Origin of the sequence: Sulfitobacter sediminivivens, assembly GCF_042611115.2 — a bacterium.
Taxonomy (GTDB): domain Bacteria; phylum Pseudomonadota; class Alphaproteobacteria; order Rhodobacterales; family Rhodobacteraceae; genus Sulfitobacter; species Sulfitobacter sediminivivens.
In genome coordinates this window covers 20,783-34,424 of sequence record NZ_JBHGAR020000027.1, presented here as the reverse complement: position 1 = coordinate 34,424, position 13,642 = coordinate 20,783, and the positions used below count along the sequence as shown (strand labels likewise).

Below are 13,642 nucleotides of genomic sequence, written 5' to 3'. Positions count from 1 at the left end.
TGCTGGCTGTTGCTGCCCATGCCTTCAGCGTGGCAAACGCCAGCGTCAGGTCATCACTCGTCATGCGGATCGCAGGATTTAGCTGAAAGCTCATAGACTTGCCCCCCCTAGTATTGAACCCCATTCTTTGGATTGCAAAGATCAAGCTATATGGCTACTTTTGGTTGTGCAACCTGTAGTTGGTTTTTCAATTAATACTTTCTAGGTTCTGAGCATTACCCTAGAAAACTGCACCTTGAACTGTTCCGGCAAAATTGGACAGTTTGTAAAAATGCGTGCAATACGAATAGGTGGAAACTACTGACGCCCCCCCCCCCCAAAAAAAACGGGGGATTACCGCATTGGCAGTTCATCGATTTCATGCACCCTCATAACGATTGATAGCGCGGCCCTTGATCCGATATTTCAAAAGTATACTTTTCTTGGGAACAGTCAGATCGCGAAATATTTTGTGTATTCCGGGTTATCTGTTGGGCGGTATCGTGCCCGAAGGTCTTGGCATTCCGCAGTAGGAACAACATCAAACTGTTGAAAGTTTCGCTGACATGGCTAGTTCTGGCGTCGAAAGCATAGGTGATACAGGGCCAAACCCGATTATTTACAAGGCAAATGCTGAGAAATTGGGCGGTGAAATTGGTTGATAAATCAACGAAGGAAATGCTACAAAACTCTACTTCAGCCCTCCTTGAAAATCACCTTACAACATCGCCTTCGATAGCGCGCCTGACAAATTCACCACCTGACCGAAAGGACCGACATGATCAAGTTGTTGCACGTAGAGGACGACCCAGACATTCGGGAGATAGCCCTGATGGCACTGGAACTGTCAGGTGAATTTGAGGTACTCCAATGTAGCTCCGGTGAAGAGGCGTTGGCGCAAGTGGAATCCTACACTCCCGATGTATTCCTACTGGACATGATGATGCCGGGATTGAACGGTCGCCAAACTCTGGACAAGATGCGAGAAAAACCAACCCTTGCCAAAGTACCCGCGATCTTTATGACCGCTCGCGCGCAACATTCGGAGATTGAAGAGTTAATGCGGACCGGTGCCGCCGATGTGATCAGCAAACCGTTTGATCCGATGGCATTGCCTGAGCTGATCAAGCAGGCCATGCAGAAATCCGTCTGATATCATAGATGCTGAAAGCAATACTGTTTGTAATTTCAGAGCTAATCTTTGATTAAATCCATCGTAATTTAGGGTATTCGAGCTGATAACTATTCTTTTGAATTCAGCACTGACTGGCTCAAGGAGATGAATTTATCTAACCGGGTTATTATTTCCTGAGGAAATGCCGCCATATTCCCATTTATGCTTTCAATATGGTCAATTATGCCGTTCTCACAATCACGGGCAGCACAGCCAAGCGGAGCAAACCCAAGCGATCCAGCCGTGCCGGAAATCTTATGCAGGATATTCTGCGCCGACTCTAAGTTATTACGCACTTCTTTCGGATCTGTACTATTCCAAGCAGTCACCGCGTGATGTGCAATAGAACTTTGGCGTTCCTTAAGAAGCACCAGAAATCGAGTTCTGACGGTTTCAATACCAGGAAGCGCTCCAAATATGTCTTTCACGCCCGCTGCTCTACCATCCATAAATCCTTCAATCCCCTTTCATGTGATGTACTTGCTGTTTCCGCAGATACATGGGCCGCAGCGAGAGCTTCCATCAAAGAACTCCCCGATTTCCAAACTAGCCTAATAGCCTCGCCCGCACTGACCCGCACATGCAATTTCTGACCTCCCTTGCCATACAACTCAGTTCGCGACAGCGAAAGGTTCACCGCGTCCATCAAAGCCGACATATCAGGACGCCATCCGCTTTCTGTGACGCAGACAAATGTTCCGCTACCAGCATAAGACATCAGGAACTGTCGACCCGCAAGAGTATCAGAAATCACTTCAGCAACGTCGGACACCAAGCCGTGAAACTCAAAAGCCGACATGGTCTGATGGTGCTCTTCGACCTTACGGATTGTGAATGCAAAGGCTGTAGATCCAAAAAGTGTACTTCGCGAAAGTTGCGCCACGTAATTTTCTAACGCCACAATTTCAATTACATTGTCTACATCGTAGATCGAAATCGGTTCAAAAATCTCCAAACGGCCTGCTGGAACGTAAGGTTGCGAAGTCGCAGAGATGCCTTGAGTAGCAAAGACCTTCTTTGTCCGTGATTGGCGCGCCTGAACCAAATTCTCTACCAAACCAAGCCGCGCCTTGAGCTCCAACACTTCAAATGGTTTCGTCACATAGTCAGTCGCACCGGCAGAAAACGCTGCATCAACGTGACGTTTGTCCGACATCGCCGTCAGCATCAGGATCGGCGTATCGGCGTAGCGAGGTGAACGGCGGATGGTTTGAGTAAGCTGAATGCCGTCCATTTCAGGCATCTGAATGTCAAAGAGGAAACAGTCAAAGGGATCACTTCCGGCTGAATTAGCAATTTCCAGTGCTTCAGCACCCGACAATGCCGTTTCAAGCTCATGATTACCTACAGTGATGGCAAACTGTGCCAATAGTTCAAGTATGATAGGGTCGTCATCAACTGCCAGAATTCTCATGTTTGCTCCGTACTTCTAACCATTCGGTCTACATTGTTGAGGCGGGTGCAGAGATGCCCAGTATCAACCTGAAGGGGAAAAGTGGCTAAATTGGGGCAATCCGCAATATTCTCCAAAAAACGTTGATTTTTGTGCCAACCAAAGGGAGCCAAAAGCTGCGAGATGTTTTGAAGCATTGAACTAACCTAGCACGACAGCGGTCTGCCATTGAAAATGGGGACGGTAGAACACAGTCCTGTTGTCTCGACATGTAAAGACATTTCCTTGTTAAATGGCAGATCGTAGTCGTAGAATATCTTTTGGCCAGGCGTGTCGGAGAGAAGTTCAAGTCTCTATCTGTAAAGATTGAAACTCTTCCGGGGCCCTTTTGGACGCCTTCACGCGTGTGCCAAAGCCACCGCTTTTCTGACGTATCTCCAAAGGTCATAGACCAGTGAGCATTGAAATTCCCATCTTGGATATTACCATTTTGGGCTTGGACATCATCGTCGCGGATCTGTTCAGTTCGCAAAAGGCGGCCGATACTTAAACCCAGTTCATGTTTATTCTATGGGCTTATTAGCGTCAAAAACTCTAGAATTATCAAGAAAACCCTCAAACCCGAATGGCATTTTTTATCACCAATTTCAATCAAGAAAAACAGCGAACAGATCAGAGCAACAACCGACAGATAAGCAATCACCACGGCAGGATGGCCAATTTTTTTATCGCGCCGTTAGGTACGTGGCGCGGCGTCTACGGTAAAGGTTGATATGGCAGGCATCACATTGCGGTGTTATCAGCGAAAATCCAGCAGAGGCGGATTCTGCTCGCAATATCACATGAAGTTACCGAATAGACGTCTCAGTTTTGCTACGAATGTGCCTCAGAAAAGCCTGATTCCAAATTGATGCTCTGTGCTGCCACGCGGTGAAAGAGCTTGAACATGGAAATGACCTTAGATCATATGGGTCCCAGAATGAGTGGTCGCCATGTTGATTTTATGTTGATTGACAGGTTGTGGAACCAACAAGACGGGAGCGCGACGGAACAGCAGCCAGTGGACCGTCTCGCGATTAGGCAAGCTTGCAATACATTAAGCCGACTTGGAGAACGACTGACGGATCTCCTATCTCCGATTGGTGCTGTCGGCTACCGTGCATTGCCATGCGTATCGTCTCCGATGAGCGTTCGATTCAGGCCACGACGACTATGGTTGGAAATTCGGTTCTTGGAGTGGCCCAAAAAATCAAATCCACGCCCGAAGATATTCGTAGAATTTTCACCTAAACAAGTGAAGTATGGCCTATCCGTAGGCGGGTTTTCGTCGGATCAGGAAAGCACCGAATTCTGGACAACCGTCCATTATGAGGTACCCAGTGTTTTTGCGTCGCTGCTTTACAATTTGGATAACCGGGGTGGAGGAATTGAATGGAAGGACACCAGTTCCATTGCCTGGAGCGTTGCCCGACACCGCCCCCCAACTGATCAGACCAGGCTCAATTCCGACATCAATGATTGTTCAAGGCTTCAATCAAAAGCTAAATCAAACCATTGCGGATCTTTCACAATAGAAAGAAAGTATGAAGAGCCAAATCTATCGATTGATTGCATCTCGGCGGCACTAGCAGATGTAGTGGCGCTCTTCATGCCATTATACATGGTTAATAACGGTGGTAACGATCCCTCCCATGGCAGTACATGCTTGACTGCGTGAGAGAGCACGAAGACTTGCGACCAAAGGTTCTCAGGCTCCTTAGAGCGACGTTAGACAAAAATTCAATCACTCAGAACCGCTCCTTCTGGAGTACCTGATGAGATCCCTAAAAACGTCCTCGTTAGTGGTTAGAGTTAACTGCTAAATCTTCCTTGGATGAGAGATGAGCGGAAATGCATGAAAGCATCGGAGCTCACGGACGCGCAAAAGGCGCTCATCATCAAGGGAGGCACCAAAAATCAATTGCGGACTCTTATCACTAAGAAACGCCTGCTACCCCACGGTCTGCATTCATTGCGTATGTTGTCTTTTCCAATACGTTCGTACTAGGTGGAATTGGCAGATTGACAAAGAACGTCGCACCTTTTCCTACCTCACTAGTGTAGTCAATAATCCCATCATGCGCGTTAACAATCTTTTGCGAAATCGCGAGCCCTAAACCTGTGCCCTTCCGTTTTTTTCCGTCGTGGCTCACAAGCTGCGAGAAGCTTTCAAAGACGGCATTTCGGTCGACTTCGGGGATGCCAGGTCCATCGTCGCTAACGGAAACTCTCCAAAAATTATTTTCGTTAGAAAGTTCAACGCGCACTGTTCCTTCGCTATGGGAATGTTTTATTGCATTCGATAGAAGATTTGACAGGACCTGAATCATTCGCTCGGCAGCAATATCTGCAAAGGCGGTCTTCAGATCGCTACGAAACTCAATTTTCACATTGTGCTCATCACCGTAACCCTTGTTCATCGCGACAACGTCCTCAATAAAGCTCACCAAATCTACGCTGGCTTTATTGAATTCCATCTTTCCTACGCGCATTTTTTCCAGATCGAGAATACCGTCGACAACGAGCAGCAGTCTTTCTGTGTTTCGGGCTGCTATTTCCAGAATTGATTCGGACCGGTCATCAAAGTTCCCCAGTGCGCCAGAATTGAGCAACCGAAGGGCCCCCTTGATTGACGTAAGGGGAGTCCTCAATTCGTGGCTCACGACTGAGACGGATTCCATCCTGGCTTGTTCCATTTGCCTGCGTTCGGTGTTGTCACGCAAGACTGAAACGAAGAGCGTTTGGCCATCGTCCCCGGTATATAAACGAGTACTTATCTCGCCCAACAGCTCGCCGCGTTTAACATCGATACTGACCACTGTTTTTTCGCCGTTGATTAGCGGCAAAACGTGGCTTCGGAACGAGCTTTCATCCATCTTTCGGTCCGCATCAATTATGGTTTTTTGTTGCAGATCAGAGCCTTCCCAGCCGCTTTTCGAGATTGCGTTAAGGTTGGCGTAAACCATTTTCAAAGATTGGGCGTCGAAGATATAGACCTCGTCCTGCAAGTGGTCCAAAAGATCTTTCAAAAAGCGGGCTTTCTCCGCCCTATGATGTTCTGAATTGTCCGTGCGAATGGCAACTGTGCGCGTGTGGTGGCCTTGATGGTCAATCATGGGGACGACTGTGCAGTGCATGAATAGTTTCGAACCGTCTGAAGCGATCTCCTCGTTTTCTCCAGTCCAAATTTTGCCTCTTTTCAACGTTTCACCAATTTCGTTAAAAACGGGATCGTCCATTCCTTCTCGATAGACTCGACTTATTGAAGTTCCAGCTAAATCGGACCGATTGAAACCATATTTCTGTGCAAAATTTTCATTCACTGAGGTGATGATCCCATCGGCGTCTGTTAAACAGACCATCGCATGTGCATTCAGAGCAGCGTGCGTGAGTTCGATTTCCTGCCCTTGCTTTCTCACAATTTCGGCTTGTAGCTTAAGAATCTGGTTACGCCTCATTACGGCCAGCCCAAGTACCACGATCAAGAGAAAGTAGATCGATGCATTAGCCAGATTCACGCCGGAAAAAATCCCGCCAAAACCGTTTGTTGAGAGGAACAGCGTAACGATGACGACCACGCAGGAAATAGCGGCCAATCTGTAGTGATCTGAAGTCATTGGTAAGATTTTCCTTACTTTTCGTGCTTTTATCACTGCTTTGCTCCAATGCACGCATTGCAAATGCGGCCGCCGGGATTGTTTCCTCGGCAAGAACTATTTCCAAAATCTGGCAGAATTTTGGCTTAAATTGATCCAATTGGGTCCTTTCGGTCGATTGGTGCGAAAAGGCACACGGTCACAATTGACGATATCGCAATAGCAGCACAACTCGACTTCCAATACGGTCCTGGCGTTTGGAAACTCTGCCTGTTCACGCTTTATGTCGAATGCAACGTCGTCTATACATGCTTGTGAAAAAGCTGGGTCGCCTATAGCGGATTGTCCAAACAGAAAGGCATCCTTACAGTGTTTGCCGCATCTGGCGAAACATTCGGCTCCCGTACCGACACGATGTCTTTGTACGCAGGATTGCCGTAAAAAGAGTGCCAGACCGCAACCGCCAATTCGGCGCCCGGCTTCGTAACCCGATACATTTCACTGACAGCTTTTGGTTGGTCCTGAAAGAACATCATTCCAAATTGTGATACCATAGGGACATATCGACAAATTGGGCCGATCTGGTCGCCGATTTTTCTCAGGAACAGCTGAAATCGAAAATCGACAGCTTGTAAGACAAATACCGTAGCGTCGGCCAATTTATTTAAAGCTGCACGACTGCTCGGTCCAATCACACCATCAGGTTTACCTCCTTCGCACCCAAGACGACAAAGTTGCATCTGCGCCGCAAGAATGGCCCTCCGCTCCCTTAAAAAAGTTCGCCCGGAGGAGACGACGCACGTCATCCATCACAATTGGACCTGTTCCTTGCTCTATTGAAGGCGCTGGGTCAGATTGCAAGAAGATGCCACCTTCAATGCTTCGCTTCCGTACCAAAGCATTTAGCCGGACGATTGGCTGGCGACCACAAGACATCATTTCAATTGAGCCTCCAGCTTCCGCTGATCTATCATGTTGAGTGCATCCCGAGCCTTGTCTGTCATAACATTGCGTTGGATGTATTCTAAGAGAGCTTCGATCAGCACTGCCTCTTCCTCATTAACTCTTTACCCCACCATTCTGAATTTCGGATACCGTCGACAAGTTAATAAATGGTTAACGAGCCAAATGGGAGCTTAGCTATGTCTGCGCTATTCTACCGCCAAACCGAACGAACTGGATGTGGGCCTGTCACTCTTCGATGCCGCTCCTTTGATAACATTTACGGCAGCAAAGGAGAGGAACGATGTGACTGAAACGGACAGAGGAATTCCGCAAGGATGCGGTGCGGATTGCGTTGACCAGTGGGCTAACGCGTAGGCAGGTGGCTGATGATCTGGGCGTTGGCATGCCGACGCTGAACAAATGGATCACAGTGCATCGGGATATGGATGTGGTGTCGCAAGAGGGTTTGGACCTTGCGAAAGAGAACAATTGACTTCGGCGCGAGATCCGGTTCCTCAAGGAGGAGAGGGAAATCTTGAAAAAGGCCACCCAGTTCTTCGCGGGCACAAAGCAATGAAGTTTAGGTTTATCGAAGACCAAAGGGCCAGCTTTCCAACCAACCTTCTATGCTGCGTCGTTGGTGTCAGTCCACGCGGGTTACGGGCATACCACAGTCGTCCGGCCAGCCACAGACAGCGGTCTGATCTGGTAACACTTGCGCACTTCAAGGAAAAATCCCGTCTGAGCCTGGGCAGTTACGCAGGCCGCGCATGACGGAGGAATTGAAAGAGCTCGGCCTTGACGTTGGGCACCGTCGCATTGGCAGATTGATGCGCCAGAATGGCGTATCTGTTGTCAGAACCCGAAAATACAAGGCGACGATAGACAGCAATCATAAGTTCAATATTGCACCAAACCTGCTGGATCCTGACTTCACTGCGGATCAGCTAAACCAGAAATGGGCGGGTCCTTCTCGGGACATTGCGGCGCAATACCCTGCCGGGCAAGGGATATCAGCTATGTGTGGACACGAGAAGGATGGTTTTATATGGCTGTGATCCTCGACCTCAATTCTCGCCGTGTGATCGGTCGGGCAGTCAGCAATCGCATGAAACGCGACCTGGCGATCAGGGTCCTGAACATGGCAATCGCGTTCCAATCTCTGGCGAAAGGCTGCATCCACCACACGGATCGTGGATCGCAATATTGTTCTTGCGATTATCAGAAACAGCTACGCCAGAACGGGTTCAAGGTATCATTGAGTGGCAAAGGCAATTGCTATGACAACACCGCCGTTGAAACCTTCTTCAAAACCATCAAGGCAGAGCTGATCTGGCAACGGGCATGGGAAACAAGGCGGCAAGCTGAGATGGCGATCTTCGAATACATCAACAGCTTCTACAACCCGCGCCGCCGTCACTCAGCATTAGGTTGGAAAAGCCCCGTCGCTTCCGACCGAAAGGTGGCTTGAACGAGAACTTGGGGCACCACAAAAGCGCGACAGGTCCATTTCTAAGTTGCTCCCACTGCACGTAACACTTTTTATTGACCAACCGCATTCGGCTGCCTGGGGCCCGATTGGTTTGATGCGGCCAAAAGAAGACCGCGCCCGTCGATCATGATGACCCCATGGGCATCCTCTTCAATCCCGTCGGGTGATTGTGTCACTCTGACGGGAGTAGTGGTGACGATCGGACAATGGGCTTGGACTATTCCAGCAATGCGATCATGTCCGTAAACCCGCGCTGTTTTGCGTGGTCCAATGGTGTGTCACCTTGGCGGTCAGCGATGGTTTTGTCAGCGCCGGCATTCAGCAATGCTTTTAGACATTTGACGTGGTCTGAGCCGCCATCCCCTAAGATCACGGCTTCGATCATTGCAGTCCAGCCCAGATTGTTGACGTGATCCAGCGGCGCACCTGCTGCAATCAGCCGCTCAACAACCTCGTGGTGGCCAAGGTGTGCCGCAGCGATCAGTGCTGTGCCAATGTAGGGACTTGTGATGTTGCCGGGGCTGGTTCCAACGTCAAGTGCGGCGTCAAGCATCTCGAGATCATCTGCGACCGCAGCTATCGTGACGATGTCATAGGCCTGATGCTCAAACGCGTTTACGTCAGCGCCCGCATCGGCCAGCGCCCTGACAATATCCTCATGAGACGCAAATGCCGCGACATGAAGCGCCGTACGGCCCCGGCTGTCCTGTGCCTCCATTGGGGCGTTATTGTCCGTCAGTTCGATTACCGCAGCAAGATCGCCAGACTGCGCTGCGCGGTGCAACCCGGTGTAGGCGTCAATTTCGCTGGGCGACGGGGCAATCTGGGCGCTTAGAGGCGCGCCCAGTGTGCAAAGCAAAAGCAACGCGATCAGGACAGTCACGCGTGTACTTACAATTCTGGCCACCTTCATCACCGGATCAATCGGCGGCAAAGCAATACAAAAGCCCTGCGCCACCCGTGCTTACCAGATTTTCCTGACTGCAGCCGCGCGACCCATGTGCCGAATTCCATGAGGTATTTCCGCCGCCGTGGCGATCATGGTGCCCGACCTGCGCGCTTCCTTCGCCTGAACTGGTCCAGTTGCTGCAGGTATGATCATCTGTGTCACGCGGAAAATAGGCCATACCGTCCGCCATTGATCCGGTCAGAATGTCATGCTCATTGGGTTGGTCGCCAACCCCTTTAACCTGGTTCCCGTTTTCATCAACAGCGGTGCGTTTGAGGATGTTCGGCGTGAGGTGCAGATCGTCAAGATCGACAGCCACAAGTTCGCCATTGGCGTTGTACCAGGGGCCAGACCCGATGCGATAGCGCGCTGAAATCCCGCGTTTGCCTTCCTCTTGGGTGCTCAGATAGGCCCGCCAGGTGCGCCCGGTCGTGCCCGCGGCTTCGGCCAATGCGGTGCAATACGCATCGGCACCGTCCAGACCACCAAGGTTTGCGCCGTTGCCCATCCCCTTGCTCGTGACGAAAAATCCCATTGGCTGATCCTGAGCAGTCGCAGAAAACGCACCCGCAAAAATCGCAACAGCGGCAAGAGCCGAAATCTTCTTCATAGCCATAATAACCTCCCTTTTATGTTCTGATCCTCTGCGCCTGACGAATGCCCGTCAAGAAAATCTATCGTGAGCGTTCGATCACCGCGTCAACTGACACGCACATTCTCATACGCGCGCCATCGCATGTCTTTGACATTAGGTCTGAGCTTTTTTCGGCCTTTGGTCTGAAACTCAGCCCGACCCAAGTTGGCTTCGCCCACAACAACCACATGCCAGAAATGTAACTGAATTGTGACGCGACCTGCGTGCGCAACGCCACGAACAAAGAGGAACACGTGAATGGAAACGATCAACTGGAGCGATCCGATCTGGGAGCTGACGGCGCGATTTGCGATCAATACCGTCGCGAATGTCTTGCTTATGTTTGGCATGTTCTACCGCCGGTATCGCGACAAGGAACTGGCGACCACGGCGTCGATGTTCAACATCTTTGCGTTTGCTGTGCTGACCATCCTGTCCAGCGTGGAATTCAGCATCGCGGCAGGGTTTGGATTGTTTGCCATTCTGGCGCTGTTCAGTCTGCGCTCAGAGCAGATATCAAAAACCGAGATTTCGTATTTCTTTGGCGCGATTGCCCTCGCGGTCATTTGTTCGGTTCAGGGGACCGGGCTGCTGTTCGTGCTGGTGATCGTCGTGTTCGTGTTGATTGGTGCCTGGCTGTTGGATCACCCACGGATGCTGCATTCGGTCAGCAGCGCAAAACTAACGCTCGACAACATCGAAGCCCATGTGTTGTCCGACACTGAAAAGATGCGTGTTGACCTCTCTGAACGCCTTGGTGTCGAAGTGATGACCTTTCAGGTGATTGAACTGAACTACGTCAACGATCTAGCCCGTATCAACGTCTTTTTCCGCGCATGAGGAGCCTTAGCATGTCCATCCATGAGCCCAACATCGACATTGACTGGCTGACCAGCGACTTTTCACCGATCTCATTGGATGAACTGAACGAGACTGCTGAAATGCTGTGCCGGATTGACAACAAATACGTTGTTCCGCGCGTGGCTCTGCAACGTCTGGTTCCGGCGCTGCGGCATGAATTCAACATTCTCGATATCAATCAACAGCGTGCTTTCACTTATGACACCCGTTACTTCGACGACGCCCAGCGGAGCGCCTATTTTGAGCACCATCAGGGCATGCGCAAAGGGTTCAAGGTGCGTGTTCGCCGGTATGCCGATGCCGGTCTCAGCTTTCTTGAAGTCAAGGTGAAGGGCAAGCGCGGGATGACCGAGAAATACCGCCTTCCGCACGATGCAGGATTGGTCGAGCACCTGTCAGATGACGCCATGCGTTTCGCAAAAGACATCTATTTCGGGCAGTACGGAAAGCCGTTTGACTACAAGCTGCAAGCGGCGCTGGACATCCGCTACAAGCGGATCACGCTGGTCGCAAAAAATGGCGGCGAAAGAATGACTATCGACACCGATCTGCGCTTTCGCACCGATAATGGCACCATGTCTTTGGGAACGGATGTCTTCATTGTCGAAGCGAAGTCGGCACTTGGGCGCGGATACGCAGACATTGAGCTGCGCCGCGCTCATCAAAGGCCGACCAAGAAATGCTCGAAATACTGCATCGGCATGGCAGCGATGGGAGAAGTGAAACGCTACAACAGATTTCTGCCGACAATGCGCAAACTTGGCTTGATTGACGCTGGGCGAACCCGTGGGGGATGGTCAGATATCCGCCCGGATCTGCGCCTGAATGTTGCGGATCGCGACATCGCGCGCTCAAGAAGTGCCGCCTGAACCGACGTCATCATCTACAAGACGTGGGTCACCGCCAAGCCTGATTTCGGTGTGAGCCATGCGATGTGCTGGCCAGTGCAAAGCACAAATTGAGAGGAAGAACGATGTCTGACCAGATGATGGAAGTTCCAGCGGGCCCTTTTCGAACAGGGTCAAAATCTTTTGTCCGCATCGCGATCGCCGGGGCTTTCCTGCTCTTCATTATGGTTGGCATGAACATGTATGTGGGGGCGTCTGTCCAGGAGGGATCCTTTTTAGTGATCGCGGCCATTGTCGGTGGCAATATGGCAATGAACATCGGCGCAAATGACATTGCGAACAATGTCGGGCCGACAGTGGGCTCCGGGGCGATGGCGATGGGCACTGCAATCGTCCTGGCGGCGGTGTTCGAGCTGGGTGGCGCGCTCATTGCAGGTGGCGACGTGGTTGGCACCGTCAAGAGTGACATCATCGACCCTGAATTTATCGGGGATGAAGCAAAATTTGTCTGGCTGATGCTGGCGGCGCTTTTTGCCGGGGCGGTTTGGCTGAACATCGCGACGTATCTTCGGGCCCCGGTTTCGACCACCCATTCGATTGTTGGCGGCGTTCTTGGGGCAGGGATAGCGGCGGGGGGTTGGTATGTTGTAAATTGGGCTGTCATGCTGAAAATCGCTGCCAGCTGGGTTATTTCCCCGGTCATGGGCGGGTCGATCGCGGCGCTTTTGCTTTTCGCGATCACAAAGCTGATCGTGGACCAAAGGGACATACTAGGTGCGGCACGGCGCTGTGTGCCATATCTGCTGGCTGCGATGGCATGGGCATTTTCCACGTATCTGGCCTTGAAAGGTCTTAAGAAGGTAATCCCGCTCGACTTCCCAACCGCAACTCTCATTGGCCTCGTGGTCGCCGTAGCGATTTTTTGGTGGGTCAGGCCCCGGATAGCGCAACGTTCAAAGGCACTCCCGAACGAATGCCAAAGCAACAACGACCTTTTTACTGGACCTCTGATATTAGCCGCAGCGCTTTTGAGTTTTGCGCATGGTGCCAATGACGTCGCCAACGCGGTTGGACTTCTTGCTGCGATCAACGATGCTTTGGCCAATGGCGCGGTCTCAGCCAAGGCGTCTATTCCCCTTTAGGTGATGGGCATTGGCGCGCTTGGGATTGCTGTGGGTCTCGCCCTTTACGGGCCAAAACTGATTCGGACCGTGGGCTCAGAGATTACCCATCTGGACAAGACACGCGCCTTTTGCGTGGCGCTTGCGGCAGCGGTTACAGTGATCATCGGCTCCCAACCGGCTTGCCGGTCAGTTCGACGCATATTGCTGTTGGTGGAGTGTTTGGCGTTGGGTTCTTGCGGGAATACCTTGATGCAAACCGCTCCCGGATTGCATCAGAGATCGGCGAGCGGATCAAGGGCGAGGACCCTCAGGCAGTTCAAAGGTTTCTAACCACATTCAAATCGTCCGCCTTTGTGGATCAGGGAAAGATGATCAAGCACATGCGCAGCAACGGCAATGCGCGTCTGCATCTGGCAAAGAAAGATCGAAAGAACATTTCCGCTGTCTATAAGAAAGAGCTGGTCAAACGATCACTGGTGATCAGAATTGTGGCGGCATGGCTTATCACTGTTCCGGCGTCAGGCACCATGGCTGCCTTGTTCTACTTTACCATTCGCGGCTACATGATCCCCTAGAACGGTGCGGAAACGCCGGTGCGGCCGGGACGT

The 13,642-nt window shown here is 51.1% G+C and carries 10 protein-coding genes and 2 pseudogenes; 6 read left to right on the top strand and 6 right to left on the bottom strand.

Annotation, left to right across the window (positions count from 1 at the left end):
- The first annotated feature begins 757 nt into the window (after positions 1 to 757).
- A complete protein-coding gene (locus ACEWL3_RS18540; RefSeq protein ID WP_386183497.1) occupies positions 758 to 1,132 on the top strand; it encodes a response regulator in 375 nt (124 codons plus the stop codon).
- 89 nt (positions 1,133 to 1,221) lie between these two features.
- On the opposite strand, the gene ACEWL3_RS18535 is transcribed toward ACEWL3_RS18540, so the two are convergent.
- Both ACEWL3_RS18535 and ACEWL3_RS18530 read right to left on the bottom strand, forming a co-directional pair.
- On the bottom strand, positions 1,222 to 1,602 hold the full coding sequence (locus ACEWL3_RS18535) for an Hpt domain-containing protein (protein ID WP_435001377.1): 381 nt from the start codon (positions 1,600 to 1,602) through the stop codon (positions 1,222 to 1,224).
- Entirely contained in the window at positions 1,578 to 2,567 is a 990-nt protein-coding gene (locus ACEWL3_RS18530) for a response regulator (protein ID WP_386183502.1), read from the bottom strand. Before ACEWL3_RS18530 ends, ACEWL3_RS18535 begins: the two co-directional genes overlap by 25 nt.
- A gap of 604 nt (positions 2,568 to 3,171) precedes the next feature.
- On the opposite strand from ACEWL3_RS18530, the gene ACEWL3_RS18525 reads away from it, so the two are divergent.
- Positions 3,172 to 3,318, top strand: a complete 147-nt coding sequence (locus ACEWL3_RS18525) for a hypothetical protein (protein ID WP_435001375.1) — start codon at positions 3,172 to 3,174, stop codon at positions 3,316 to 3,318.
- Positions 3,319 to 4,522: 1,204 nt separating this feature from the next.
- Here ACEWL3_RS18525 and ACEWL3_RS18520 read toward each other — a convergent pair.
- Both ACEWL3_RS18520 and ACEWL3_RS18515 read right to left on the bottom strand, forming a co-directional pair.
- Positions 4,523 to 6,202 carry a PAS domain-containing sensor histidine kinase gene (locus ACEWL3_RS18520; RefSeq protein WP_386183505.1) on the bottom strand — a complete coding sequence of 560 codons (1,680 nt, stop codon included), beginning with the start codon at positions 6,200 to 6,202 and terminating at the stop codon, positions 4,523 to 4,525.
- Between the two features lie 311 nt (positions 6,203 to 6,513).
- Entirely contained in the window at positions 6,514 to 6,876 is a 363-nt protein-coding gene (locus tag ACEWL3_RS18515) for a class I SAM-dependent methyltransferase (RefSeq protein ID WP_386183507.1), read from the bottom strand.
- A 557-nt stretch (positions 6,877 to 7,433) separates the two neighbouring features.
- Here ACEWL3_RS18515 and ACEWL3_RS18510 point away from each other — a divergent pair.
- Positions 7,434 to 8,597, top strand: a pseudogene (locus ACEWL3_RS18510) (IS3 family transposase).
- Between the two features lie 238 nt (positions 8,598 to 8,835).
- Here the strand turns inward: ACEWL3_RS18510 and ACEWL3_RS18505 are convergent.
- The gene (locus ACEWL3_RS18505; RefSeq protein ID WP_435001371.1) at positions 8,836 to 9,501 is read right to left on the bottom strand and encodes an ankyrin repeat domain-containing protein; all 666 of its coding nucleotides are present in this window, start codon (positions 9,499 to 9,501) and stop codon (positions 8,836 to 8,838) included.
- A gap of 37 nt (positions 9,502 to 9,538) precedes the next feature.
- Positions 9,539 to 10,183, bottom strand: coding sequence for a hypothetical protein (locus ACEWL3_RS18500; RefSeq protein WP_386183513.1), 645 nt, complete (start codon positions 10,181 to 10,183; stop codon positions 9,539 to 9,541).
- A gap of 276 nt (positions 10,184 to 10,459) precedes the next feature.
- On the opposite strand from ACEWL3_RS18500, the gene ACEWL3_RS18495 reads away from it, so the two are divergent.
- From ACEWL3_RS18495 to ACEWL3_RS18485, 3 genes and pseudogenes are all read left to right on the top strand, one after another.
- Entirely contained in the window at positions 10,460 to 11,041 is a 582-nt protein-coding gene (locus ACEWL3_RS18495) for a DUF4956 domain-containing protein (RefSeq protein ID WP_386183515.1), read from the top strand.
- An 11-nt stretch (positions 11,042 to 11,052) separates the two neighbouring features.
- The gene (locus tag ACEWL3_RS18490) at positions 11,053 to 11,931 is read left to right on the top strand and encodes a polyphosphate polymerase domain-containing protein (protein WP_386183517.1); all 879 of its coding nucleotides are present in this window, start codon (positions 11,053 to 11,055) and stop codon (positions 11,929 to 11,931) included.
- 104 nt (positions 11,932 to 12,035) lie between these two features.
- Positions 12,036 to 13,609: pseudogene (locus ACEWL3_RS18485) on the top strand (inorganic phosphate transporter).
- Positions 13,610 to 13,642: the final 33 nt, after the last annotated feature.